This window comes from Rhodococcus sp. NPDC127593 (assembly GCF_042671975.1).
In the GTDB taxonomy this organism is placed as follows: domain Bacteria; phylum Actinomycetota; class Actinomycetes; order Mycobacteriales; family Mycobacteriaceae; genus Rhodococcus_F.
The window spans coordinates 1-23,976 of record NZ_JBHXWI010000060.1 but is presented as its reverse complement, the minus strand read 5'-3'; the positions used below and the strand labels follow the sequence as shown (position 1 = coordinate 23,976).

At 68.1% G+C, this 23,976-nt stretch carries 22 protein-coding genes and 1 pseudogene; 8 read left to right on the top strand and 15 right to left on the bottom strand.

From position 1 onward, the window contains the following. Positions 1-30: 30 nt before the first annotated feature. Positions 31-1,005, bottom strand: a complete 975-nt coding sequence (locus ACFVJ3_RS39280) for an Lrp/AsnC family transcriptional regulator (RefSeq protein WP_378457197.1) — start codon at positions 1,003-1,005, stop codon at positions 31-33. Between the two features lie 153 nt (positions 1,006-1,158). On the opposite strand from ACFVJ3_RS39280, the gene ACFVJ3_RS39275 reads away from it, so the two are divergent. Then, positions 1,159-2,595, top strand: a complete 1,437-nt coding sequence (locus ACFVJ3_RS39275; RefSeq protein WP_378457196.1) for an MFS transporter — start codon at positions 1,159-1,161, stop codon at positions 2,593-2,595. Positions 2,596-2,630: 35 nt separating this feature from the next. Further along, positions 2,631-3,848 (top strand): M20 family metallopeptidase, encoded by a 1,218-nt coding sequence (locus ACFVJ3_RS39270; RefSeq protein ID WP_378457195.1) that lies wholly within the window; start codon positions 2,631-2,633, stop codon positions 3,846-3,848. Here the strand turns inward: ACFVJ3_RS39270 and ACFVJ3_RS39265 are convergent. Next, complete coding sequence (locus ACFVJ3_RS39265) at positions 3,781-4,749, bottom strand: DMT family transporter (RefSeq protein ID WP_378457194.1); 969 nt, start codon at positions 4,747-4,749, stop codon at positions 3,781-3,783. The two genes, ACFVJ3_RS39270 and ACFVJ3_RS39265, sit on opposite strands and share 68 nt — an antisense overlap. Before the next feature lie 74 nt (positions 4,750-4,823). On the opposite strand from ACFVJ3_RS39265, the gene ACFVJ3_RS39260 reads away from it, so the two are divergent. Beyond that, positions 4,824-5,726: a LysR family transcriptional regulator gene (locus ACFVJ3_RS39260; protein WP_378457193.1), complete on the top strand. Its 903-nt coding sequence runs from the start codon at positions 4,824-4,826 to the stop codon at positions 5,724-5,726. Positions 5,727-5,955: 229 nt separating this feature from the next. After that, the gene (locus ACFVJ3_RS39255; protein WP_378457229.1) at positions 5,956-6,465 is read left to right on the top strand and encodes a hypothetical protein; all 510 of its coding nucleotides are present in this window, start codon (positions 5,956-5,958) and stop codon (positions 6,463-6,465) included. 26 nt (positions 6,466-6,491) lie between these two features. Here the strand turns inward: ACFVJ3_RS39255 and ACFVJ3_RS39250 are convergent, their stop codons facing one another. From ACFVJ3_RS39250 to ACFVJ3_RS39200, 11 genes and pseudogenes are all read right to left on the bottom strand, one after another. Beyond that, positions 6,492-7,448, bottom strand: coding sequence for a dioxygenase (locus ACFVJ3_RS39250; RefSeq protein ID WP_378457192.1), 957 nt, complete (start codon positions 7,446-7,448; stop codon positions 6,492-6,494). 95 nt (positions 7,449-7,543) lie between these two features. After that, positions 7,544-7,744 carry a hypothetical protein gene (locus ACFVJ3_RS39245; protein ID WP_378457191.1) on the bottom strand — a complete coding sequence of 67 codons (201 nt, stop codon included), beginning with the start codon at positions 7,742-7,744 and terminating at the stop codon, positions 7,544-7,546. A 155-nt stretch (positions 7,745-7,899) separates the two neighbouring features. Next, positions 7,900-8,484 (bottom strand): hypothetical protein, encoded by a 585-nt coding sequence (locus ACFVJ3_RS39240; RefSeq protein ID WP_378457228.1) that lies wholly within the window; start codon positions 8,482-8,484, stop codon positions 7,900-7,902. A 158-nt stretch (positions 8,485-8,642) separates the two neighbouring features. Continuing rightward, a complete protein-coding gene (locus tag ACFVJ3_RS39235) occupies positions 8,643-9,776 on the bottom strand; it encodes a DUF3500 domain-containing protein (protein WP_378457190.1) in 1,134 nt (377 codons plus the stop codon). Positions 9,777-9,830: 54 nt separating this feature from the next. After that, positions 9,831-11,465, bottom strand: a pseudogene (locus tag ACFVJ3_RS39230) (FAD-dependent oxidoreductase). Then, a complete protein-coding gene (locus ACFVJ3_RS39225) occupies positions 11,462-12,307 on the bottom strand; it encodes a fumarylacetoacetate hydrolase family protein (RefSeq protein ID WP_378457189.1) in 846 nt (281 codons plus the stop codon). Before ACFVJ3_RS39225 ends, ACFVJ3_RS39230 begins: the two are co-directional and overlap by 4 nt. A gap of 41 nt (positions 12,308-12,348) precedes the next feature. Continuing rightward, complete coding sequence (locus ACFVJ3_RS39220; protein ID WP_378457188.1) at positions 12,349-13,623, bottom strand: MFS transporter; 1,275 nt, start codon at positions 13,621-13,623, stop codon at positions 12,349-12,351. 136 nt (positions 13,624-13,759) lie between these two features. Next, entirely contained in the window at positions 13,760-14,437 is a 678-nt protein-coding gene (locus ACFVJ3_RS39215) for a FadR/GntR family transcriptional regulator (protein ID WP_378457187.1), read from the bottom strand. A gap of 51 nt (positions 14,438-14,488) precedes the next feature. After that, positions 14,489-15,559, bottom strand: a complete 1,071-nt coding sequence (locus ACFVJ3_RS39210; protein ID WP_378457186.1) for a quercetin 2,3-dioxygenase — start codon at positions 15,557-15,559, stop codon at positions 14,489-14,491. A 100-nt stretch (positions 15,560-15,659) separates the two neighbouring features. Further along, positions 15,660-16,499, bottom strand: coding sequence for an alpha/beta hydrolase fold domain-containing protein (locus ACFVJ3_RS39205; protein ID WP_378457185.1), 840 nt, complete (start codon positions 16,497-16,499; stop codon positions 15,660-15,662). Positions 16,500-16,572: 73 nt separating this feature from the next. After that, a complete protein-coding gene (locus ACFVJ3_RS39200) occupies positions 16,573-17,247 on the bottom strand; it encodes a TetR/AcrR family transcriptional regulator (protein WP_378457184.1) in 675 nt (224 codons plus the stop codon). Between the two features lie 143 nt (positions 17,248-17,390). Between ACFVJ3_RS39200 and ACFVJ3_RS39195 the strand changes: the two genes are divergently transcribed. Together ACFVJ3_RS39195 and ACFVJ3_RS39190 are read left to right on the top strand one after the other, a co-directional pair. After that, positions 17,391-18,674, top strand: a complete 1,284-nt coding sequence (locus ACFVJ3_RS39195; RefSeq protein WP_378457183.1) for an MFS transporter — start codon at positions 17,391-17,393, stop codon at positions 18,672-18,674. Further along, a complete protein-coding gene (locus ACFVJ3_RS39190) occupies positions 18,671-21,376 on the top strand; it encodes a family 78 glycoside hydrolase catalytic domain (RefSeq protein WP_378457182.1) in 2,706 nt (901 codons plus the stop codon). Before ACFVJ3_RS39195 ends, ACFVJ3_RS39190 begins: the two co-directional genes overlap by 4 nt. Here the strand turns inward: ACFVJ3_RS39190 and ACFVJ3_RS39185 are convergent. Together ACFVJ3_RS39185 and ACFVJ3_RS39180 are read right to left on the bottom strand one after the other, a co-directional pair. Continuing rightward, positions 21,339-22,127: a pirin family protein gene (locus ACFVJ3_RS39185; RefSeq protein ID WP_378457181.1), complete on the bottom strand. Its 789-nt coding sequence runs from the start codon at positions 22,125-22,127 to the stop codon at positions 21,339-21,341. The genes ACFVJ3_RS39190 and ACFVJ3_RS39185 overlap by 38 nt on opposite strands. A 52-nt stretch (positions 22,128-22,179) precedes the next feature. Next, the gene (locus ACFVJ3_RS39180) at positions 22,180-22,689 is read right to left on the bottom strand and encodes a VOC family protein (protein ID WP_378457180.1); all 510 of its coding nucleotides are present in this window, start codon (positions 22,687-22,689) and stop codon (positions 22,180-22,182) included. Between the two features lie 100 nt (positions 22,690-22,789). Here ACFVJ3_RS39180 and ACFVJ3_RS39175 point away from each other — a divergent pair, with 100 nt between their 5' ends. Together ACFVJ3_RS39175 and ACFVJ3_RS39170 are read left to right on the top strand one after the other, a co-directional pair. After that, positions 22,790-23,251: a MarR family winged helix-turn-helix transcriptional regulator gene (locus tag ACFVJ3_RS39175; protein ID WP_378457179.1), complete on the top strand. Its 462-nt coding sequence runs from the start codon at positions 22,790-22,792 to the stop codon at positions 23,249-23,251. Between the two features lie 17 nt (positions 23,252-23,268). After that, on the top strand, positions 23,269-23,745 hold the full coding sequence (locus ACFVJ3_RS39170; RefSeq protein WP_378457178.1) for a carboxymuconolactone decarboxylase family protein: 477 nt from the start codon (positions 23,269-23,271) through the stop codon (positions 23,743-23,745). Positions 23,746-23,976 lie beyond the last annotated feature (231 nt).

Here is a 23,976-nt window from a genome sequence, read left to right as displayed (position 1 = left end):
GCCTGAGCAGACGGGCCGGAATCCCGGCATTCACATCAGCACACCTGCCGACTTGTAGGTGCGCACGACGAACGCGGTCTGCACCTGCCGGACGCCGTCCATGCCGCCGAGCACCCGGCCCGTGAAGGCGTACAGGTCCTGCGCGTCGAGATGCCGCGAGTAACCGAGAACATTGCTCCGGCCGGTCGTCGTCACCAGGTGCCGGACGCACGGTTCCGACGCGAGCCGCCGCACTGCTGCGTCGAGGTGACGATGCTCGACTTCGAGTTCGAGGCGCGCCTCCACGGTGAATCCGAATTGTGCCGGATCGACGAACAGGCGCAGATGCAGGACGTGCGAGCTTTTCAGACGCGCCAGCCTCCGGCGGGCGGTCGACTCACCGACGTTGAGTTCCTTGGCGAGCCTGCTCATCGGCATCCGGGGATCGCGCCGTAGAAGGTCGGCCAGAAGGCGGTCCAGGTCGTCCACGTCGATCGGCTCGGGAAGCGGCACCCCCTCTGCGGCGAACCGGCGAATCGCCGTGGGCTCGCTGTCGAACGGCGCCCAGTCCGCGGCGGTGAGCAGCAACTGCAGGATCACGGCGGAATGCACGTCGAGGACGCCGCCGAGCCTGCCGATGGAGCCGTCGATGAGGACCAGGAGCGCATCGTTGTCGGCGACCGTGGCTTCGACGTGGATCTGCAGGCCACCGGTCGTCACCTCGACCGCGCGGGTCTCGGGCAGTCCCGCGAGGGCCACCGCCACGTCGTCGAGTCGGCCGGGGGCGCACCGGACAGCGAGGTCGACCGACAACCCCTCGCCCAGGTATTCCGGGATGAGGCCCGCAGTGAAGCGAACGGCACCGGTCTCGGTCATCCGTTCGAGACGCCGCGCGACCGTGCGCTCGTGACACCCGAGACGGGCACCCACGTCGGCGAACGACGCCCGTAGATCACGTGCGAGAACCTGCACGATCGCGCGATCGAGTGTGTCGAACACCGTCGACGACCCGTCTGTTTCCGCCATTCCGATCCTCCTCGAGCCGGAATCCACCAGAGGGCCCGCCACTGTGCCAGATCCAGCCTATTTCTCGCCGGACTGTTGCCTGATTATCGGCCTCTGGCGGAAATTCATGTGCAGAATCCGCCGCGGATTCCGTCCGAGCAAAGGTGCACAAGTATGACTCGAGCAGACACGTCGACCGCTTCCGCGGTCGGCTCCCACGTTCGGACGACACCGGGGGCGGCCATCATCGTCTCCGTCGTCCTGGTGGAACTCACCAGCGGAATCACCCAGGGCTTCCTCTCCCCGGTCCTGCGCAGTCTCACCGAGGTATTGCACGTGACCGCGGCGGATCTCAACTGGATCAGCATCGCCAACCTGCTGGCCAGTGTGGCCTTCACCCCGGTGCTCTCCCGGATGGGCGACCTGTACGGGCACCGGCGGATCCTCCGGTGGAATCTCGCGATCGTCCTGCTCGGGTCACTGCTCGTCGGGACGGCACAGTCGTTCGGTGTCCTTCTCCTCGGGCAGGTCCTGCAGGGTGCGTTCGCCGGCTTCTTCCCACTCCTGGTCGGCATCCTGCGCAACCGCAGCGGTGACGCCGAGAGCCGTCGGGGCATCGGCTTCATGGTCGCGGCACTGCTCAGCGGGATCGGGGTCGGCATGGTGGCCAGCGGCTTCGTCGCCCAGCACGTGGACGCCCCCACGGCGGCGCTGTGGGTGCCGGCGGTCGCCGTCAGCCTCGTGCTGCTCGCCACGTGGCCGCTGCTGCCCGAATCCGAGCACCGGCCCGGCGGTCACCTCGACCTCCGTGGCGGACTGCTGCTCTGCGTCGGGCTCGTCGCGGTCCTGCTCGGCCTCGGTCAGGGCGGCATGCCCGGCTGGGAATGGACCTCCGCGCGGACCGTGGGGTGCCTGGCCGGTGGCGTGCTCGTCGTCGCGCTGTGGACATGGGTCGAGTTGCGGTCCGACGCGCCGATGATCGACGTGCGACTGTTCCGCCACCGCAACGTCACCGTCGTCTCACTCGTCGCGGTCACGTTCTCGTTCTGCCTGATCGGCCTGCAGGTCGCCAACGCCATCTTCCTCGCAACCCCGCGCGAGCAGTTCGGGTACGGCCTCGGTCTGGCCCCACTGCACATCGCGTTCGCGATGCTCCCGAGCATGGCCGCAGTCGCGATCGCCGCGGTGTGCGCGCCCACGCTCGCCGAGCGGATCGGTGACCGCGCGACACTCGTCCTCGGCTCGTTGATCATGGCAGCCGGCTACCTCGGCAACCTGGCATTCCACAGTTCCCTCGCGCCGTACCTGCTCGTCGGTGTGGTCTCGTCCGTCGGTGCCGGCCTGCTTCAGCAGTCCACACGCTCGCTGGCCGTCGAATCGGTACCGCACGACCAGGCGGCGGTCGGCTCGGGCATCAACGAGCTGCTGATCAACATCGGTGGTTCGCTCGGCGCCGCCTGCGTGCTGTCCTTCACTGCGGCGGCGACGCCCGCCGGGTCGCCGCTCCCGACGTTCTCGGCGTACGCGGCGATCTGGACGACCACCACTTTGGTGTCGATGGCCGGTGCCGGTGCCGCGCTGTTCCTGCGCCGCACCGCCATTTCCGCCTGACATCTGTTGTCTTCCCACCACTCTCGAAGGAACCCATGACCACCGGAATCCAGAACATCCGCGAGCACGCCCGCGCCGTCGTCACCGACCGCCGAGACGATGTCATCGGTTTGAGCCACAGCCTGCACGCCGAACCCGAACTCGCCTACGAGGAATTCCGCTCGGCACGCAAGATCGCCGACCTCGTCGAGCGCGCCGGATTCGAGGTGACCCGCGGAGCGTACGACCTGCCGACGGCGTTCTGCGCCACCGCCGGACGCGGCGAACTCGTCGTCGCGATCACCGCCGAGTACGACGCACTGCCCGGGATCGGGCATGCCTGCGGACACAACGTCAACGGCGCCTCGGCGGTGACTGCAGCGCTCGCCCTCGCGCCGTTCGCCGACGACCTCGGGATTCAGGTCAAACTCCTCGGCACCCCGGCCGAGGAGTACGGCGGCGGCAAGGTCGACATGCTCGACGCGGGCGCCTTCGACGATGTCGCCGCCGCCATGATGGTGCACGCCGCACCGACCGACGGCGTCGGCATGGGTTCGCTGGCCATCGGCAGCTGGAACGTCACCTACACCGGGCGGCCGTCCCACGCCGCGGCGATGGCGCACCGCGGCGTCAACGCCGCCGACGCGATGATGATCGCCCAGGTCGCGATCAGCGCCTACCGGCAGCAGATGCTGCCCGGCGGTGTCGTCCACGGCATCGTGACCTCGGGCGGTGAAGCGCCCAACGTCATCCCCGGGCGCACCACGGCCGCCTACGATTGCCGGGCGGAGTCCGCCGAGGATCTCACCGAACTCCAGGCCCGGATCCGCGCCTGCTTCCAGGCCGGCGCCCTCGCCACCGGCGCCGAACTCGCCCTCGAGGCCGTCGGCAACGACTACGCCGATCTGCGCCAGGACCTTGCGCTGTGCGGGATCTACCGCGACGCCGTCACAGCGCTCGGACGCACCGTCGACGACGGCACCCCCACCCGGCAGGGTTCCACCGACATGGGCAACGTCTCCCACCTCGTACCCACGATCCACCCCACCGTCGGGTACGACTGCGGCGACACGATCATGCACAACCCCGAGTTCACCCGCTACGGCGTCACCGCCCACGCGGACCGCGCGGTCCTCGACGGCGGCTTGGCGATGGCCTGGACGGCGATCGGGCTGGCCACCGACGAGGCGCACCGCGCGGACCTGCTCACACGCCTGGCCGCACGGCCTCGCAGGTCGGCACCGGGCGACGGTCCGCCGGTCTCACGTGGGTGACCATCCACACCGCGGCGACGACCAGCGCGCAGCCGGCGAACTGACCGATGCTGGGACGCTCGTGCACGATCACGATGGAGAACAGCATCGCCAGGACCGGCTGGAGCAGCAGCAACGTGGCGCCCACCTCGGCGGCGAGCCTCGGCAGGGCGAATCCGATGAGGACCCAGCCGAGTACCTGGCTGCTCAGCGACAGTGCCGCCAACCACCCCAGCGCGGGCCATCCCGGCGTGAGGTCCACCGTCCCCCACAGTGATCCCACTGCGGTCCCGACGACGCCCGCGGCGATCGTCGACACGAACACCTGCGACGACGCCCGGTGTGCGGACCCGGCGCGGCCGATGACGAAGATGTAGATCCCGTAGGCCACGCCCGCCGCCAGCGACAGCAGAGTTCCGAGGAACAGCTGGTCGCCCTCGCCGCTGCCGCCGAGGATTCCGCCGGCGAGAGCGACACCGGCGAACAGGAAGGGAACGGCCACGACGAACCGGACCGGCACCCGCGCGCGGAAGAAGACCCACGCGAGCAGGGGCACGACGACGACTTGCACGTTGACGACGACGGTGGAGATGCCGGCGCCGATCAGGTGGATGGATCGCGCCCACAGTGCGAAGTCGACGCCGAGCATCATCCCGCCGAGCACCTGGGCCGCGATCACCCGCCGCGGGATCCCGCCGTATCGCCGAAACTCCTGCAGGGCAAGGAGTCCGAGGATGGGCAGCGCCAGCACACACCGGAAGAACGTCGACGTGGCCGGCTCCACCCCGGACAATTTGATGAGACTGCCGGTCAGCGACGTCGCCACCGCACCCGCCAGAACCAGCAGTCGCGGATCCATGGACGCGACGTTGAACGAGGGGCTGACGAGGGCACGGGGGCGTAAACGGAGGGCGGTAGTCACACCGAGAATTCTCCGAGGCCCCAACCATTACAACAAGTGAATAGTCGTGTCATGAAAGCAGTAGTATTACTACTATGTTGAGTGTCGATCGCCTTCGCGCGCTATGTGCTGTCGCCGAACACGGATCGATCGGCGCCGCAGCCCGCGCCCTGCACGTGACGCCGTCCGGGGTCTCGCAGCAACTCGGCAAGTTCGAACGGGAGGTCGGCGTCGAACTCCTGGTGCCCGCGGGCCGCGGCGTTCAGCTCACCGATGCGGGCCGGCTCCTGGCCCGTCGCGGGCAGGAAGTGATATCGATTCTGGCGCAGGCCGAATCCGAGGTCGTCTCCCTCGACCGCGATGTGGTGGGAGAACTGCGAATCGGGTCCTTCTCGTCCGCGGGCAGGGTGGTCGTGCCGACCGCCGTGGCGACGCTGCGCACGCGCCACCCGCAGCTCGGGGTCAGCTTCTTCGCCGGCGAGACCGAGGACCTCATACCGGCGATCGTGCGCCGGGAACTCGACCTCGCCGTCGTCGACAGCTGGGTCACGATGCCGCTGCACCTGCCCGAGGACGCAGTGCACACCCTGGTGCACCGGGACTCGGCCGACGTCGCACTGTCCCGGGACCATCCGCTGGCATCGCGCGACCACGTCGATCTCGACGAGATCGCGGACATGCCGTGGACGACGTGGAAGAAGGGCGCGGTGTACCACACCTGGCTGGTGCAGACGTTGCGCAACCGCGGCGTCGAACCGGATATCAGGTACGAAGTGCCCGAATTCGCGGCTCAACTCGAATTCGTCGCGCACGGACTCGCCGCCGCTCTCGTGCCACGCCTGGCCCGCGTCTGGGTGCCGGACAACGTGGCGATCGTCCCGGTGCGTCCCACACTCGAGCGCGAGATCTACGCGCTCCGCCGCGCCGACAACGACCGCCCCACGGTCCGGGCGGGGATCGAGGCACTGACCGAAGCCTTCGCCGGCATCGGTGCGTGACGGCCCGGATCGAGATCTGTCGCGAAGCGTCTGACCCGGCCACACCGGCCGCGCACGAACACCTGCCAGAAGGCCCTACACGTGCAGGCGTTTCGGTTGCACAATGGTGGTGGGCAACCACCGGAGGTGCGCGATGAGCCAAACGTGTGCAGCGCCGATACGCCTGTGGCGTCTGGGTCCATGGAGCCGCAACCCACTCATGCGGGGATGCGACCGGCTCCGATCGGTGATGGTTCTCATCGGGGTGGCCTTCGTGCTCTTGATGGTTCCGCTGGCCGCGGCCGTCGGAACCGAGACGTACTCGCGACTGGACCGGCAGACCCAGGCCGAACTCGCCACCCAGCACCCGACACCCGCCACACTCGTCGAGGATTCCCGCACCGGGAGCGCAGGAGAACCCCTGCCCGCCTCACCCCAGTATCAAGCCCACGCACGGGTGCAGTGGTCGGCGAACGGGCAGACACGCACCGCCGACGTTCCCACCGAATCGGGCGCGAAGGCCGGCCAGACCGTCACCGTCTGGCTCGACCCGAACGGCGGTCTCGTCTCCGCACCGGAGACCGGATCGCAGAACGCCGCCACGGCGGTCAGCGTCGCGTGCGGGATCTGGGTGACCGCGACCGGCGGCTACTGCGTCCTGTTCCTCGTCGTCCACTGGATTGCGTCCCGCCGCCAGCAGGCTCAGCTGACCCGTGAATGGAACGAACTCGACAGACCACCCGGGTGGCACGTCAGCTGACGGACGACGGAACCGACCCGCGACGGCTACCGGCCGGGCGCCCCGTTGGGCGGCTGTCCGCCACCCCCACCGGGACTGCTCGGCGCGGACTGCGCGTTCGCCGACTTCTCCGCGACACCGATCGTGATCGCGATCGTCATACCGGTGGCAGGTTCGCCCGACACGGTCGCCAACTCGGCATCCCAGCCGTCCCCGAACACGTTGTCCGAGTCCAGGGAAACCTTCGATAGATTACCGACACTGTTCGCGTAGCCGCTGTCGTAGGCGAAGACCGTGGTGCACGCGTCCTGCGGCACTGCGATCTGAGACGTCAACCGGGCGTCCTCGCCCGCCACCGCAGATTCCAGCGAGTCGAACACCTCGAAGTGAATGTGCGGCCAGCGTCCCGAGTAGCAGGCCGGGAAGATCGACGTGAACGACACCTTGCCCGCGGAGTCCGCCACCTGAACGCCGCGCAGGTAGTTCTGCTCGGTGATGCCCTGGCCGTAGAGCGAGTACTCGCCGTCCCGGTCGCAGTGCCACAGGTAGACGGCCATTCCTGCGCCGGCCGCGCAGTCCTTCGTCAGGTCCTGCAGGTTCAGTTCGATGGTCGTCGCGACACCCTCCGCCGTCCCGGAGTACGCACCGAAGCTGCTGCGGATGTCTTGACGCACGATCCCCGACTCGACCAGCACGTTCGGCCCGTTGGATCCGTCGCCGGGATATGGTCCGGCCGTTTCCTGCGGCGCCGCCGCCACGCACGTGCCGTCGCTCACCGTCTCCGCCGTGGTCCCTGCCGCCTCCGTCGACGACGAGGACGACGAGGACGACGAGGACGACGACGCCGTGGATCCCGCCGTCGAGCACGCGGCCAGCGCGGTCGCACCCGCCGCGCCGAACACGAACAATGCGCGGCGACGCGACAACATCGATTTCAGGTCGTGACTGAGGCCGCGATCGTGCTCGTGCACTTCGTCGGCGTGGTGACGGGGGCTGTTCGTCATGAGGACCTCTCCGTGGGCTGTTCGGGTTACATCCCATACAAGCGGTCACCGGTGCGGGCACCCTCGAGCTTCGCTGTGGAGTGGCTGTGAACGGCTCACACGGATTCGGCACCGGCTGTGCCGGAGAGTGACTCGTTGTCGTGATCGCGCACGAGGGGGATGCCGAGTGCAGCGAGCAGCATCCGGCAGTCTTCGGCATCGATCGAGTGGTGGGCGACGGTCCGTTGAGCGTTACGGACGGACTGTTCGTCGAGCTCGCGTTCGCTCTCGAATATAGAAGCATCCCTGTCGGACATGGCTCCCACCTTTCCTCGGCATCACCTGAATAGCCCGGAGTGCGGCCACCGAAACCGACACCGGACAGCGCGATCGGGTGTCGTCCGAAGCGGATTCACATCCGCCTGAGGTGAGGTACGAGGCCGTGCCGAACCGGGCCTACAGGGAGGAAGGATCAGCGACTGTAGGTCGCGAACAGCCTGCGGATGCTCTCGTCCCAGTACTGCTGGCGGCGGCGTTCGACGGAGCGGGCACACATCGCCCACACCGCACCCAGCAGCAGCGCGCTCGCGGCGAGGGTGATGAGCACTGCCGCGACCGCGGCGCTGACGACGTCGGAGGTCGTGATCCGCGGGCCGGCCCAGCTTCCGTCGTCGCCGACGGCGATGGTCTTCGCGGTGCCCGCCGGGGTCCCCGAGGGAACCTCGATGCTGTCGGTGCGGGACTCCGAGCCCCACGCCCACGTCGCCTTCACCATCGGAGTGGTCCGGACCGAGCCGCGGGGCGACAGGGTGACGGGGGCGTCGGTGCTGGTGACGGCCTCGACGAGGGTCGTGGTGGCGCGTTGTTGCGCGGCCCGCGCACTCGCCTGGTGGTATTCCCAGGTGCCGATCACGGCGGCGAGCACGATCGCGAGACCCGCGAGTGTGACGATGACGGATTTCAGGGTGGCCGCGAAGCGATCGACCGGTCGAGCGAACGGGTTGGACGGTCGACCCGACACCGAGTACACCACGGTTGCCTTCGAGCGCCCCAACACAATCCACCTCATTGTTTCGTCCACGTTAAATGTCTGCTTCACCAGTGTCGCCACTGATCAGGCAACAGGGAAACCGAAATGGACAAACTTGACGAGTCTCACACTCCAGGGCAAGCCGGAGTCGGCCCCGCACAGCGATGTGCGGGGCCGGGTGGCACTCAGGGTTCGAGTTGCGGATCGGACTGTTCGCTCGACACCGTCCGGCTGCTCAGGTGCCCGCCGCCCCACTTCGAGTCGGTCCCGGCGTGGAGTGCGAGCAGGTCGTGTCCGAAGTCGTTGTCGAAGTCCCGCAGCACGGTGTGCAGGTGATTTCCACCGCCGACGGCGTTGACCGCTTCGATCAGGTATCGGTCGGTGTGGACGCGGAAGTAGTGCGGAGCGCCGCGCTTCTGCGCACCGGCCCACGCGAAGAACACCCGGTCGATGCCCCCGTCTCGCAGCGCCCGCCGGTGGCGTTCGCCGGCTTCCTCGGGCAGTCGTTCGAGGTAGCAATCCACGAGTCCCAGCAGCACTTGCTGCTGGTCACCGGACAATTTCGCGCCGCTGATGCCCGAGGGCCGGTCGCGGACGAACTTCAGGGCGACCCGGTCGGCGTCGGTGATGGTGTAGCCGGGCATGCCGAGGTCGTAGTGGTCCGGGTACTCGTAGGCCCCGATCCGCGGCACCTGACGGGTCACGAAGTCAGCCGGTGCGACGTCGTGGATGACGGCGTGGCCGCGCTGCTCGTCGTCCAGGGAGGCCAGCAGATCGAAGGCCAGGCCCTCGTCGTCGGCGAGCGGTTTGAGTACCCCGTCGTACTCGGTGGGCTGCGCGCCCAGCGCGACCGGAGTGGCGGAGATCCACCGCTCGTCGACGATCGTCAGGTTGAGGCAGACGTGGTGACCGAGGAAACGCATCGTCCAGGTGTCCTCGAATCCCGGCCGGCCGAAGAACGTCAGGAAGTACGAATCCGACGTGCGCCAGGTCTGCAGTGCCGGTCCGAGGAAATCCTGCTCGTAGTCCCGGAGCACGTGCTCGAGTTGCGGAATCGACAGCACCTTCGTGAAGGTGCGCAGCGGCACGGCCGACCGGATCAGATCCCACACCAGCACCTTCTGGTGACGGTCCAGCTGGTGGAGCGGGATGCCGGTGCGGTCCGGCTTGGGGATGATGTCCCAGTTCAGCCGCCGCGGATCGTCGAAGTCGTCGATGATCGCGGTCGCCCGCTGCTGGGGGTCGAACGTATCGATCAAACCCATGGCGGTCACGAGCAGCTTGGTCGCCGTCTGGGGCGCCTCATGGAGAGCAGACACGTGAATCTTCCTTCTCGAGTGTGGAGGTGGAGCGTTCGGCGAGGGGAGGTTTCGTCACCATCCCGCCGCGATGTCGATCGCCTTCTCGGCGCTCGCGAGGTCGCCGCCCCGCCACGCCACGTGCTGGTCGGGTCGGACGAGGACGAAGGGGGCGCCGAGGAGACTGCCGAGAGTTCCCCCGGTGTCGGACAGCCGCAGAACCGTCAGAGGGACGGCGAGTTCCGCTGCCTTCGCCGTCAGCGCGTCGAGTTCGGCGGTGTGCCGCGCGGATCCCACGGCGTCCAGCACGACGAGGGTGTATTCCGGGCCGAGCGCGTCGTAGAGCGAACGATCGTCGCCCAACCACGCGTGCGGCAGTAGCGCTCCGGGGCACGCGGTGGCCACGTACTCGACGGGATCTTCCGCCGGCGGCGGCGATCCGTCGGGAACGACGACGGGTGAGTCGGTGTACGCGTAGCCGAGAACGAGTCCGAGCGAGTGGAATTCGCTCTTCTTCACGGCGAGCGCCTCTGCGGTACGGCGGCGCGCCTTCTCCGCTGCCGGACCGTCCTGGCCGATCTCGACGGTGGAGAAGTGGTGCGCCAGAGCCCTTTCCTGCGCTCCGGCTTGGTCGATGGTGCGGGCGGCGACGGGCCGGCGTTCGGCTTCGTAACTGTCGAGCAGCTGCGGCCCGGCCCAGCCGCGCAGCGTCGCCGCGATCTTCCACGCGATGTTGACGGCGTCACCGATGCACGTGTTGTACCCGTGCCCGCCCCACGGCGGATTGAGATGAGCGGCGTCGCCGACGAGGAACACCCGACCCTTGCGGTAGCTGTCGGACAGCAACATTCGTGCCACCCACGGGTCGGTGGCGATGATCTCGACCGGGACCGGCTCGCCGATCAGGCTGTGCACGAGCGCGGTGGCGTCGATCTCCCCGTCCCGGACGTCGACGCCCTGCACGATCGCCCACCAGGTGTCCGCCAGATCGAGCCGGCCCACGATGCCCGCCGCCCCGGGCGCCATCACCCAGTGGTGGACGGCACCGTCGAACGGCACCCGCTCGGCCAGGCCCGGCGCACGGAACAGGATGCTGAGGTTGGGGCGCTCGCCGGACGTGCCCTCGAACCGGGCGCCGATGGACTCGCGCACGACGCTCGAGCCGCCGTCACACCCGAGGACGTAGTCGGCCACGACCGTTCGGGTCTGCCCCGGCCCCTCCACCGTGGCACGGACGGTGCCGTCGGGGAGTTCCTCGAGCTACGCGACTCGGGCGCCGAGCTGCAGGGTGGCGAGTTCGCTGCGCTGCACCGCCGCCCGCAGCACGGTTTCCACGACGGGTTGTGGTGCCTGCTGGCCGCGTTCGGGCGCCAGTGTCGGGGTGGCGACATCGAGCTGGAAGCCGTTCTCGAACCGGGTGATCTCGTGGCCCAGCAGAGTCGAGCAGAACACGATGTCCTGCGCCCACTCGACGGGAAGAGGCGACGCGGCACGCACCTCGTCGGCCAGTCCCCACCGCCGCAGGTGCGTCATGGTGCGGGCGTTGGTGGTCTTGGCGCGGGGGCGTTCGGCATCGACGTCGACCCTCGCTTCGACGACCAGGCTCGCCACCCCGTGGTGGGCGAGTTCGAGCGCGGCCGCGAGTCCGGACGGGCCGCCGCCGGCGATCAGTACCGGTGTCCGGTCGACACCGGACGCGACGTCGGTCATGCGCCCTTCCTTCCGCTGGCATCGACGATCGGGGTCCGCAGGACGCCGAGCTTGTCGATCTCCACCTCGACGATATCGCCGGGCCCGAGCAGCCACGGCGGGTTCCGCACGTAGCCGACGCCCTCCGGGGTGCCGGTGGCGATGATGTCGCCGGGGTGCAGGGTGAACGTCTCACTGATGAGGGCGATGATCTCGCCGACCGAGAAGATCAGGTCCCGGGTGTTGCCGTCCTGCACGACCGTTCCGTTGACGCGGGTCTGCACCCGCAGACCGTCGGACAGATCCCCGACCTCACCGGCGGGAACCAGCGGGCCCAGGGGTCCGGACCGGTCGCCGTTCTTGCCGAGCGTCCATTGCGCCGTCAGCTTCTGTGCCTTGCGGGCGGTGAGGTCGTTGAAGCAGGCGTAGCCGAGCACTCCGGCCTGGCCGGTGGCCGCGTCGACGCTTTCGAGCCGGGTGCCGATGAACGCGGCCACCTCACCCTCCCAGTCCAGGCCTGCCTCGTTCGCCGGCACCGGCGTCGGGGCTCCGTCGACGCTCAGCGACGGCGTCCACCGCCCGAACAGCGTCGGGTAGGGCGGCGGGGTGAAGCCGCCCTCGGCGGCGTGGGCCTTGTAGTTGAGGCCGACGCAGATGACGCGGGCGGAGTCGGGAACCGGCGGCACCACGCTCACGAGCGTGACGTCGACCTCGGGCGCCTCGAGGTGTTCCGCCCGTGCCACCCAGGCGGCGGCGTCGCTCCAGAATTCCTCGAGTGGGGCGAGCGGTCGCACGAAGCCGTCTCGGAGGACACCCACGGTCACGGCGTCCTGATCCTTCTTGCGGTAACCGACAATCTTCATCTATTTCATCCTTTTCGTCCGCCACCCTTCGGTGGCGAGTTCTAGCGGGAAATTTCGGTGCTGCGCGGGGTTGCCACTTCGAGGCGGTTGTCCGCGTCGGCGGGTGTGGTGCGGGGGCGTCTCGGGAGGGTCGCCATCACAACACCGCCGATCAGCGCGGGCACGGCGAACGCCAGTGAGCTGACGATGACGGCTCCGCCACCGGCGACGAAGAACGCGCCGTACGTGGGGCCCGCGATCGCGCCCGCCCGTCCGATCCCGAGTGCCCATCCGAGTCCGGTTGCCCGGAACCGGGCCGGGTAGAACGTCGCGATGTGATCGTTGAGCATGTTCTGGGTGCCGAGGCCGCCGAATCCGGCCAGCGCCACCAGCAGCATCAGGACGGCGGTCGGCGGGTGCGTACCCAGCAGCGCGAGAGAGACTGCGGCCGTGGTGAACCCGGTCAGGACCAGCGGTTTGGGCCCGAACCGTTCGGCCAGCACGGAGGCGAGCAGCGTCCCGACGATGGCGCCGGCGCTGTAGACGAGCAGGAACGTCACCGCCGAACCGATCGGGTAGCCGGCATTGCGCATGATCTGCGGCAACCAGGTGGTCACCCCGAACATGGTGAGCATGCTGCAGATAGCGACGAACCAGATGCCGACCGTCGCCCGCCCCATCCCGTCGCCGAACAGCTTGGCGACCGGCGACTTCGACGCCCGGTCCCCGGAGGATTCGACGGCGAACGCCCGCGACTCCGGCAGAAACGCGAACGCCAACGGCAGCAACGTGATCAGCGGAACCGCTCCGAGCGCGTAAACCGGGCGGAACCCGAACTCCTCGAGCAGCAGCAGAGACGCCGTCGACGCGAGGACGCCGCCGAACGCCGGTCCGGTAAGCACCATGCCGAGGATCCGGGAACGGTAGGCCGGGGACGCGAACTCCGCCGCCATCGCGATGGCGGTGGGCATCAACCCGCCGATCCCCAGGCCGGCCACCAGCCGGGTCGCGGCGAAGATCTCGAAGGTCGGGGCGACCGCGGTGACCAGGGTTGCCGTCGAGAAGAGCGTCAGGCACGCGAGGAACAGGCGGCGGCGGCCCAGGATGTCGGTGAGTGTCCCGGCGGTCAGCGAGCCGATGAGGACACCGACCAGGGCGGCGCTGCCCACGGTGCCTGCCGCCCCGGCGGTGATGAACCACGGGGCGTGCCCGATCAGGGCGGGCAGGGTGGCGCCGTAGACGAACAGGTCGTATCCGTCGCTGAGGAGGGCAGCCCAGCAGAGGACGGGCACGAGCACTCTGCCGCGGCCGCCGGGCGAGGACGTGGAGAAATTCATGCGGAACACTCCTGGTCAGTGGGGGAAGGATCGACTCTTCCGATAAACGGTTATAACCGTTATGTGTGATGGTAGCCACAGACCACTGGCCCCTGTCAAGCACGAGGTTCGAGAAAGGGCTTCGAGAAGTGCTTACTCAGTGAGCGTGCGCCTGCGCGGCCGCGCGGGCACGGGCCGGGTCGCCGGACTCGATGGCATCGACCAGCGCGCGGTGCACGTCGATCCGTCGCGCGAAGTACTCGCTGTTGGTGGCGCTTCGTTCGCGGCTCGCGCGCGTCGCGTGCTGCTCCACATAGGTTTCGAGGCTCAGATAGGTTTCGCGCAATACCTGGTTGGGGCTGATCGCCACGATCCGGCGGTGCAGATCCCACACGGTGCGGATGAACGCCTCGGGGTCGCCGGCCGAGTCCTCGAGGACGGTCATCACGTGCCGCAGGTCGGCGACGTCGGCCTCGGTCCGGTGACGGGCGGCCAGCTCCGTCACGAGGGGTTCCAACTCTTCCCGGACGGCGATGGCGTCAGCGACTCCCGCTGCGTCTCCCTCGACGGTCAGCAGGGTGCGGCCGAGCCGGACCACCGAGGACGGTTCGGCGACGAACAGGCCACCGCCGGGCCCGGGCCGGACGGTGATGACTCCCCGATCCTGCAGGAGCCGGACGGCCTCGATGACCGTTCCGCGGGCCATCCCCGACTCCGCCTGGAGTTCCTTGCGGGTGCCCACCCGATCACCGGGCGCGAGTTCACCCGCGGCGATACGGTCCTGGATATGGGCGACCAGGGACTCTGCCCGGGTGACGGTGCTCTGGATCGCCATGGCTCGAGTGTAGAGCTCAGCCGCTCCGGCGGCGTGCGCGCCGGGCGGGTCTCACCGTCCGTCGCCTCGTGCCGGCGGCGGACCGACGACCTCGAGGTCCAGCTCGGCACGCGCCCGCGCGAACCCGTCGGCCGGGAACTGCATGTCGCCGCCCTCGGTGTGCACGTGCGCGTCCGTCGGGACGTTCATGTACTCGAAGAACTTCTCGAACACGCCGGTGGTCAGCAGGCCGAGCATCTGTGTGTCGTGGCCGTCGCACGCGAAACTGTGGATCGTTCCGGCAGGCGCATGGAGGAAGTCGCCTTTGGTCAGCATGATCTCCCGGCCGTTGGCGTGCAGGAGAATTCGTCCCTCGATGCAAAAGAAGTTCTCGGTGTGCTCGCGGTGGAAGTGACGGGGAATGTACGAACTCTTGCCACCCATGGTGTGCATCGCGAAATACGTGCCGCCGGTGTTCCGGGGCCGTGCAAGGTAGGTGTTCAACTGGTCGAGACTCGCCCAGCGGTCGCCTTCGCCCGCCATCAGCACGTAGGGGGACTCCGCGGCGGGCAACGCCGTGCCGGTCACCGCAGGCAGGTCCGACTTCTCGAGATCGTGGAACCGGACACCGAACTGGTCCGCGAGTTCGGATTGCCGCGCGTCCGACAGCGGCGCCGCCTCGGCGTCGAAGACGTGCGATTGGGTGGCCTGACCGATGGCTTGCGACCACCGGTGCCCGTCGCCGACGGTGAGCCAGCTCAGGAACCGTGTCCGGTGCGCGAGCATGCGGTAGGCGTACGGCGTGCCGGCCGGGACGGTGACCGAGTCGCCGGGCACGAGCAGGTGCGATTCCCCGGGCAACCAGATCTGCAGCCGTCCGTCGGTGACGTACAGGAAGCGGTGCTCGCGATCGTGGGCGAGGAACGGCGTTTCGGTTCCCTTGCCGCCGTACACGTATGCGGCACCGAACTGCCCGCCGGTGTCCTCCGGCCGGGCGACGACGGTGATCAGTTGCCCGCCGAGTTCATGGCGCTCGCCTTCACCGGCGGCCATGGCGTAGGGCACGCAGCGGCCGGGGAGGGTGTCGAGTTGCGGAGCGGCAGCGTGGACCTCGTCGAGGACGGGAATGTCGAAAGTAGTCATGGTGTGGATGTTCCTGGTTTCAGTGTGTGCGAGAAGAAGGCTTCGACCGCAGCGAACGAGGCGGAGGGGTACCTCTCGGTCAGTGCGCGGCCGAAGTCGCTCACCGCGCGGGTCGAGGCCTGCGCCTGCGGATCTCGTTCGAGATGCCCTTGGTCGAGGGTCTGGTCGGGGCCGAGTTCGAGGACGTGGCCCGGGTTGAAGAACCCGTGCCGAAGCCCTCGATCAGGTAGAGAATGGCGTCGTTGCCGTGAGCGACGAGCGCGTCGAACAACGCCACGCTCTGCGTGAACGGCACCAGATTGTCGCCGAGACCGTGCATGACCAGAAACGGCGGTGCTCCGGGCGCCACCTGCAGCGCGGGGCTCGCGGATCGCGCCGCGTCCAGTCGGTCCCGGATCGCGCCGCCGAGCAACGACGCTTCCGGGGAAGCGTCCTCCCCCGGTGTCCGTTTCGCGCAGAGGTCGACGAGGCCGGGCAGGTCGGCGGGCCCGTAACCGTCGACGACGGCCTGCACCGAGCTGGCGACGGTCGTGGGTTCTTCCCCGGGCAATCGTGTTGTGGCCGAGTGCACTCCGGTCAGCGCGGCGAGGTGCCCGCCGGCCGACGATCCCCACACACCGATCCGGTCGGGGTCGATGCCGTGGTCCGCGGCGTTGGCGCGCAGCCAGCGCACCGCCCGCCGGACATCGAAGAGCTGGCCGGGGTGGCCGGTCTCGGGCGCCAGGCGGTAGTCGATGCTGACCATGACGTAGCCGTGTTCTGCGAAGTGTTGCACCAGATCTGGGCATGCAGTGCGGTCTTGAAGCCGCCAACCACCTCCGTGTACCCACACGATCGCAGGCAAGGGATGCTCTGCTTCGGCGGGGCGGACGAGATCGAGTAGCAGATCGGGGGCGTACTCGACGGTGGATCGGCGGACGACGGTCGAAGCCGTGTCCAAGGGATTGAACTCCTTCGGATGCAGGACCCGGGCCTGGGTCGCCGCTCGCGCGGTTGTAAGGCCCTTCCTTAGGTCACTGCCTGTCGGGCACAGTAGCAGCTTCGGCAACCCGAACGGAAGACCCGGATTCTTCCTCCGCCGCGCCGGTCAGCGCGGCAGTCAGCCGCGCGGCATGTCCGCGGACACCCTCGACGATGTCGACGGCCCCGTCGCTGAGCACCCACTGCAACTGCAGGCCGTCGCTCACCGCAATGCATTCACGCGCGAGCGCCGGGAAGTCCAGCGATGCCGGCAGCCCGTCTCGGCGCACCCCCTGACGCAGCCGAGCCGCGAGGGCCTCGACGGCGCCGTCATAGCGCTGCGCGAAGACGGCGTGGGCGGGACTGCTCGGATCGGCCGCCTCCGCGCTCACCAGCACGAACAGTTCGATGAGACCGGGCTGTCCGACGAGTCGCCGCGCCGCGTCGACCATCGCATCGAGGGTCGCGAGACCCGACGCCTCGGCGGGGAGGGTGTCCCACCACTCGGCCGACGTGTCGAGGCGGTACTGCGCAACGGCCAGAAGCAGGTGCTTCTTCGTCGGAAAGTGGTGCAGCAGACCGCTGTCGCTGATTCCCGCATCGGCGGCGATGCTGGCCATGGTGGTCGCGTGGTACCCCTCCGCCGAGAATCGCCCGGCGGCCGCCTCCACGATTCGCGTGCGCCGCTCGATGCCCACCGAGTAGCTGCCACGCGCCCGTTTTCCCATGTCGCCACGATACGACAGCACGATTCTCGAATTGAAAACCGGATACACCCGGTTTTCGTGTACGGTGCTGTGCATCACATTGCGATGTCCGCTGCGCCCCACCTCGCCGCGCGGATCTTCACTTCACGGAAGGCGGAACGCCGATGGCTACCGTTCGCTCCACACACCCGTCCCCCGCACAGCTCGGCCACCCGTCCGCGGTCACCGCGCCGCGACCCCGCTACGTCGTCCCCGCCCTGGTCGTCGGCGCATTCGGGGTGTACTTCGGCAGTCTGACCCCGACGATCATCACGCTGTCGATCCGCATCTTCGGCGTGGACGCCGAGGGCAAGACACTCGGGCTGTCTACGGTCGTGCTGATCGGCGCCCTCGTCGCACTCGCCTCGATACCGCTGTTCGGATCCCTGTCCGATCGCACGACCAGCCGGCTCGGCCGGCGCACCCCGTGGCTGATCGGCGGTGCTCTCGTCGCGTTGGCCGGTCTCACCGCGATCGCGCTGGCGACGAACGTCGCGGCGATCGCCGCGGGCTGGGCACTCGCACAACTGGGTTACTCCGCGGCGCTGGCCGGGTTCGTCGCGCTCATCCCCGACTTCGTCCCCGACCATCTGCGCGCCCGGCTGTCGGGCATGATCGGCTTCGTCACGGCGTTCGCCGTTCTCGCCGGCGTCACGCTCGGGAGCCGCCTCGCCGACCACCCGGTGCCGATGATGGTAATCCCCGGCATTACCGCCGTCGTGTGCCTGTCCGTCGTCGCCGTGGTCATCCGAGGCGCCGACTCGGGTGTAGATCCGGAAACGCTGCAGCCCTATAGCTTTCGCGAGTTCGCGTCGAGCTATTGGATCAACCCGATCCGGCATGCGGACTTCGCACTCAACTGGATCAGCCGGTTTCTGTTCGGGCTCGCGATGGTCGGGCTCACCACCTACGCGACCTACTTCCTGGTCGACGCGGCCGGACTGAGCATCAAGGACGCGGCCGCCGAATACGCCCACGCCACCGCCGTCACCACCCCCATCTCGATCGTGTCGTTCCTGCTCGCAGGATTCCTCTCCGACAAGCTGGGCCGGCGCAAGGCCTTCGTCGCGGTCGCGTCGTTCCTCACCGGCGGTGCGCTCGTCTACGTGGCCGTGAACCCGCACGTCAGCGGGTTCCTGCTGGCCTTCGTCGCCTTCACGATCGGTCAGGCGTGCTACCTCACAGTCGACATCGCGATCGCCGCCACGGTCATTCCCGACGTCCGGCAGACGGCCAAGGCGATGAGTGTGTACCAGGTGGCGGCCACACTCCCGTACGCCGTCGTCCCGATCATCGGCGCCGTGCTCCTTCCGCTCACCGGCAACAACTATGCGCTTCTGTTCTGCGTCCTGGCGGCCTGCGCCGCTGTCGCCGGCGCAGCCGTTCTCTTCGTGCGGTCGATCCGATGACGACACCGACACACCTGCGTCTCGACAACCTCCGCCCCGGGGAACCCTGCGGCACGACCCACCCGCGACTGTCCTGGCGGCTGCCCACCGGAAGCACCGGTCAGCTGGCGTACCAGATCCGGGTCGCGGGCATCTCCGGCCGCACGTCGCGCACCCTGTTCACCACCGACGTCATCGAGGAACGCGACCACGTCCTCGTGCGACCCTGGACTGCAACGCATCCGGTGCCGACCGCAGGCGAGGAACGCACCTGGCAGGTGCGGTGCTGGACGGATCTCGGACCGCGCGACTGGTCCGAGCCCGCTCCGTGGGTCACCGGTCTCCTGCACGGCGGCGACCTCACAGCGGCCGACTGGATCGAACCGTACGAGCCGGACGTTCCCCCGCTCGGTCACCGTCCCGCATACCGGTTGCGCGCCTCCTGGCGACCGCGGGCGGAGATCACCCAGGCCTCGCTCTTCGCGACCGCTCACGGCATCTACGAGTTCTTCGTCAACGATGTCCGGGTCGGTGATCACGAGCTGACCCCCGGCTTCACCTCCTACCGAACGCACCTGCAGGTGCAGCATTTCGACGTCACCGACCTGCTGCGCCCGGGGCAGAACGAACTCGGAATCCTGCTGAGCGACGGGTGGTTCCGTGGCCGTCACGGGTTCGAGCGCCACGGCGACGGTTTCGGTGATCGGGTTGCCGCGCTCGCGGAACTGCACGTCCGATATTCGGACGGCACGTCGGAGCGCTTCGGTACCGGCGACGGCTGGACCAGCGCACCGAGTGAGATCGACGCCGCCGACCTGATGGACGGCCAGCGGGTGGATCTGCGCCGGGTGCCCGCCGGCGAGATACACCACCCCGCCGTGGTCGTTCGCGGTGGACTCTACGACGATCGTGCCCGGTTGACGACCGGCGTGGCGCCCCCGGTGCGCCGGATCGAAACCCTGGCGGCGGTGGCCGTCACCGAGCCTAGACCCGGGACGTACGTCGTGGATTTCGGACAGAACGTCAACGGATGGGTGACCGCGGCCGACCTCGGCGCCACGCACGTGACCCTCACCCATGGCGAGTCTCTGGCCGCCGACGGGAGCGTCGACACGGATCATCTGCGTGCCTTCGAGTTCGCGACCGGCACCAGTTTGCCTGCCGGTCAGGTCGACCACGTCGTGTCGTCCGGGCGCCCCTGCGAGACATTCGAGCCGCGCCACACCACTCATGGGTTCCGCTACGTCCAAATCGACGGGCCCACGACGAAACCGCGGGCCGACTCGATCACCGCCGCCGTCGTGCACACCGACCTGGAAGAGGTGGGGAGTTTCGGGTGCGACAACGATCGCCTCGAGAAACTCCACACTGCTGCGGTGTGGAGTTTCCGCGGCAACGCCTGCGACGTCCCGACCGACTGCCCCCAGCGCGAGCGGTCGGGCTTCACCGGCGACTGGCAGATCTACGTCGAAACAGCCTCCTTCACACACGATGTCGCGGGTTTCAGCGACAAATGGCTGCGTGATCTCGCCGCCGACCAGTGGCCGGACGGCACGGTACCCAACATCGTGCCCAACCCGGCAGGCAACCGGCCGTCGGGTAACCATTTCGCCGACATCGCCAACGGCTCGGCCGGTTGGGGCGACGCCGCCGTCATCGTCCCGTGGCAGCTGTGGCGACTGTACGGCGATGTCGAAGTCCTGCAACGCCAGTATGATTCCATGACGCGGTGGGTCGAGCTGGCCGCCGGCTCGGCCCGGGACCACCGCCATCCCGACCGCGCACTGGTGCGCCCCACACCGGATGATCACGAAAAGTATTTGTGGGATACCGGTTTTCACTGGGGAGAATGGCTCGAACCCGACGAGATTCCCGCCCCCGACCCCACCCGCGATCACAGTGTGGTCGCCACGGCGTACCTTGCGCGGTCGGCCGGACTGCTCGCGCAGATCGCCGGCGTACTCGGTCGCGACCGGGATGCGTGCCGTTTCGCCGCGATCGCCGCGGGAGCCGTCCACGCCTGGCAGCGTGAATTCATCGCGCCGGACGGCACTCTGACCCACCCGACCCAGGCGAACTATGTCCGCGCCCTGGAGTTCGACCTCGTTCCGGCCGAGGGGCGCGGGCGGTTCGCCGACGAACTCGCACAGTTGCTCGCCGACAACGACTATCACCTCGGCACCGGTTTCCTGGCCACCGGAATGCTGCTGCCCGCACTCGCGCGCAACGGGCACCTCGACACCGCCTACCGGGTCCTTTTGTCCACGGGTAACCCGTCCTGGATGGAGATGATCGACCGCGGGGCCACCACCATCTGGGAGCGGTGGGACGGGGTCGACGAGAACGGCCGCGCCACCGCCTCACTGAATCACTACGCCAAGGGCGCGGTCATCTCGTTTCTCCACCAATTCGTCGCAGGCCTGCGCCCGGCCGAGACCACCGGCGCCGACACCGTCGGCTATCGCCGATTCGTCGTCGATCCGCGCCCCGGCGGGGACATCAATGCTGCCCACGCCGAGCACTGCAGTCCCTACGGCAACATCGCGGTGCGCTGGACGATCACCAACGACCTGTTCACCCTGAACCTGACCGTGCCGGCAGGCAGCGAATGCGAACTCCGATTGGGAGATACCACGGAACTCCTTCGGTCCGGGACCTACACCCGCACCTGCCCCGCGGCTCGCGTCATCCGGCGATCGTCGCGTGCATTTCCCATACGATGATCTCGGCGCCGGTGTCGGTGGTCACCTGCTGGCCACCGCCACCGCTGAGCCGGACGGCATCACCCTCGGCGAGGATGCCGACGCCTTCCATCGACGCCTCGCCGCGCGCGACGAACACATGAAGGAACGGGGCGTCGGGCAGGGTGATCGGCGCCTGCCCCGGCTGCAGGCGTGCGACATGCATTGCGGCGTACTTGTTCTTGATCCGGATCGCCGAGTGGTCCGCGTAGTGCGGCATGCCCGACGCGACGGGCACCAATCCCCCGGCGAGCAACTCGTGGTCGATTTCGAGTTGCTCGTAACCGGGTGTGATGCCGGCTTCGTCGGGCACGACCCACATCTGGATGAAATGGACCGGATCGGTGTGCTCGTCGGCGTGCTCACCGGTGACGCCGTCCAGTCGCCACGAGTCGTTCTTCTCCGAGTGCAGGATTCCGGTTCCCGCGCTCATGCGCTGGGCCAGTCCGGGGTAGATGACGCCGGAGTGGCCCATCGAATCCTGGTGCACCAGTGAACCCTGGAGCACCCAGGTGACGATCTCCATGTCCTGGTGGGGGTGGGTGTCGAAGCCCTGACCCGGGATGACGATGTCGTCGTTGTTGACCATGAGCACCCCGTGATGGGTGTTGGCCGGGTCGTAGTGGCTGCTGAACGAGAAGGAATGCTTGGAATCCAGCCAGCCGATGTCGGTCTTGAACCGGTCGTCGGCTCGGCGGACATCGAAGCGGGGCGGGGTGATGGCGGCAGTCATGAGCGAATCCTTTCCGGGTTTCTCAGAGCCAGGGTTCCCAGAGTCAGGGTTCTCACAGAACGTGTGAGCCGTACATTTCGCCGAGCGGGTCGGCGATGAGTTCGAGGCGGGCTCCGTCGGGGTCGCGGAAGTACATCGACACCGCACTGTGTTCGACGAGTTCGACGCCGGCGTCGATCAGTTTCGTGCGCAGGTGGTCCCACCGGTCGGGTTCGACGCTGATCGCGATGTGGTGGAGTCCGCCGAGGACTTCCTGGTACGGGCCGATGTCGAGGCCCGGGAAGTCGAAGAACGCCAGCAGATTGCCGTTGCCGATGTCGAAGAAGAAGTGCGACGACCCGGCGTAGTCCCGGTTCTCGATCAGCTCGGTCAGCGGAAACTCGAGCAGGTCCTGATAGAACCGGACGGTGCGCTCGACGTCACTGCTGATCAGTGCGGTGTGATGGAGTCCGCGGGCCGAGGACGCGGGCCGCGACGACACCGGCTTCAGATGCTCGGCGCGGATCCGGTCGCGGTGTTCCGCGAACCTCTGCGACCGCTCCTGCTCGTCTGTGGTGCTCATTGCCCTGCCCCTCTCCGCGGAGCGCAGTGATTGCGCTTTCAACTAACTTCAGACTACAGCAAGTCGTTGCGCTGTCAACTACTTGGGCTATGCTGGTGCCGTGGAACCGACCCGATGGCTCAGTGCCGACGAACAGAACACCTGGCGCGCCTATCTGGACGCCTCCCGCCTCCTCCTGCAGGCGCTCGATCGGCAGCTCACCCACGACGCCGGCATCTCGTTCACGGACTTCGAACTTCTCGTCGTGTTGTCGGAGGCGCCGCAGCGGCAACTGCGGATGCGTGAACTCGCCGACGCGGTCACCACCACCCGCAGCGGCGTGACCAGGGCGATCAGCCGGCTGGTCGACACCGGCTGGGTGCGCCGCGTCGAATGCGAAGACGACAAGCGCGGAACACTGGCCGAGCTGACCGATGCCGGCGTCGAGAAGCTCGCCGCCGCCAGCCCCGGACATGTGACGGAGGTGCGCCGCAACATGTTCGACCTGCTCAGCCCCCGCGACGTCGGCATCCTCGGTCACGACTTCAGCGAAATGCGCTCCCACCTGCTGGAAAACCCCTGAGCCCGGAAAGGTCGGCCATGAGCAGCACGTCACCCGAGAACGATTACGTCCACATCGACAAGCAGAGTCCGGCCGTCTATCAGGCGCAGATCGGCGTCGCCAAGGCCATCCGTCACGCGACCATCGAGGCCGGGATGGACCGGCGATTCGTCGAGTTGATCAACGTGCGCGTCTCCCAGATCAACCGCTGCGCGTACTGCCTGGACGTCCATGTCGCCGCGGCGCTCGCGGCCGGCGAGACCCAGCAGCGCCTCGCGGTTCTGCCCGCCTGGCGGGAGACGACGCTGTTCTCCGACCGTGAGGTCGCGGCGCTCACCCTGGCCGAATCGATCACCACCCTCCCGGACGCGCATACCCAGGAGGCCGACTACGCCTTCGCACGGCGGTTCCTGTCCGAGCAGGAGATCTCCACGGTGAGCTGGATCGCCGTCACCATGAACGCCTTCAACCGGATCTCCATCGTCAGCCGCCATCCGGTCCGGCCGAAGCAGTAACACCGCAGTTCACCTGCGTTTCGCAGAATTTAGTTGACTTCGCAACCACTTCGCTCTAAGGTAATAGTTGCAGATTCAATTACCTCGATTCGAGTGCCCGTTCGCCAACCCAAGGAGTTTTCATGACCACCGCCATCGCCACCCTGCCCAACCTCACCGCCGGAACCTGGGCCATCGACACCGTCCACTCCACCGTCGGCTTCTCCGTCCGCCACCTGATGGTCAGCAAGG

Coding starts and splice junctions, on each gene's coding strand:
- ACFVJ3_RS39280 (WP_378457197.1), bottom strand. CDS start 1,005: ATGGCGGAAACAGACGGGTCGTCGACGGTGTTCGACACACTCGATCGC.
- ACFVJ3_RS39275 (WP_378457196.1), top strand. CDS start 1,159: ATGACTCGAGCAGACACGTCGACCGCTTCCGCGGTCGGCTCCCACGTT.
- ACFVJ3_RS39270 (WP_378457195.1), top strand. CDS start 2,631: ATGACCACCGGAATCCAGAACATCCGCGAGCACGCCCGCGCCGTCGTC.
- ACFVJ3_RS39260 (WP_378457193.1), top strand. CDS start 4,824: ATGTTGAGTGTCGATCGCCTTCGCGCGCTATGTGCTGTCGCCGAACAC.
- ACFVJ3_RS39255 (WP_378457229.1), top strand. CDS start 5,956: ATGGTTCTCATCGGGGTGGCCTTCGTGCTCTTGATGGTTCCGCTGGCC.
- ACFVJ3_RS39250 (WP_378457192.1), bottom strand. CDS start 7,448: ATGACGAACAGCCCCCGTCACCACGCCGACGAAGTGCACGAGCACGAT.
- ACFVJ3_RS39245 (WP_378457191.1), bottom strand. CDS start 7,744: ATGTCCGACAGGGATGCTTCTATATTCGAGAGCGAACGCGAGCTCGAC.
- ACFVJ3_RS39225 (WP_378457189.1), bottom strand. CDS start 12,307: ATGAAGATTGTCGGTTACCGCAAGAAGGATCAGGACGCCGTGACCGTG.
- ACFVJ3_RS39220 (WP_378457188.1), bottom strand. CDS start 13,623: ATGAATTTCTCCACGTCCTCGCCCGGCGGCCGCGGCAGAGTGCTCGTG.
- ACFVJ3_RS39215 (WP_378457187.1), bottom strand. CDS start 14,437: ATGGCGATCCAGAGCACCGTCACCCGGGCAGAGTCCCTGGTCGCCCAT.
- ACFVJ3_RS39210 (WP_378457186.1), bottom strand. CDS start 15,559: ATGACTACTTTCGACATTCCCGTCCTCGACGAGGTCCACGCTGCCGCT.
- ACFVJ3_RS39200 (WP_378457184.1), bottom strand. CDS start 17,247: ATGGGAAAACGGGCGCGTGGCAGCTACTCGGTGGGCATCGAGCGGCGC.
- ACFVJ3_RS39195 (WP_378457183.1), top strand. CDS start 17,391: ATGGCTACCGTTCGCTCCACACACCCGTCCCCCGCACAGCTCGGCCAC.
- ACFVJ3_RS39190 (WP_378457182.1), top strand. CDS start 18,671: ATGACGACACCGACACACCTGCGTCTCGACAACCTCCGCCCCGGGGAA.
- ACFVJ3_RS39185 (WP_378457181.1), bottom strand. CDS start 22,127: ATGACTGCCGCCATCACCCCGCCCCGCTTCGATGTCCGCCGAGCCGAC.
- ACFVJ3_RS39180 (WP_378457180.1), bottom strand. CDS start 22,689: ATGAGCACCACAGACGAGCAGGAGCGGTCGCAGAGGTTCGCGGAACAC.
- ACFVJ3_RS39170 (WP_378457178.1), top strand. CDS start 23,269: ATGAGCAGCACGTCACCCGAGAACGATTACGTCCACATCGACAAGCAG.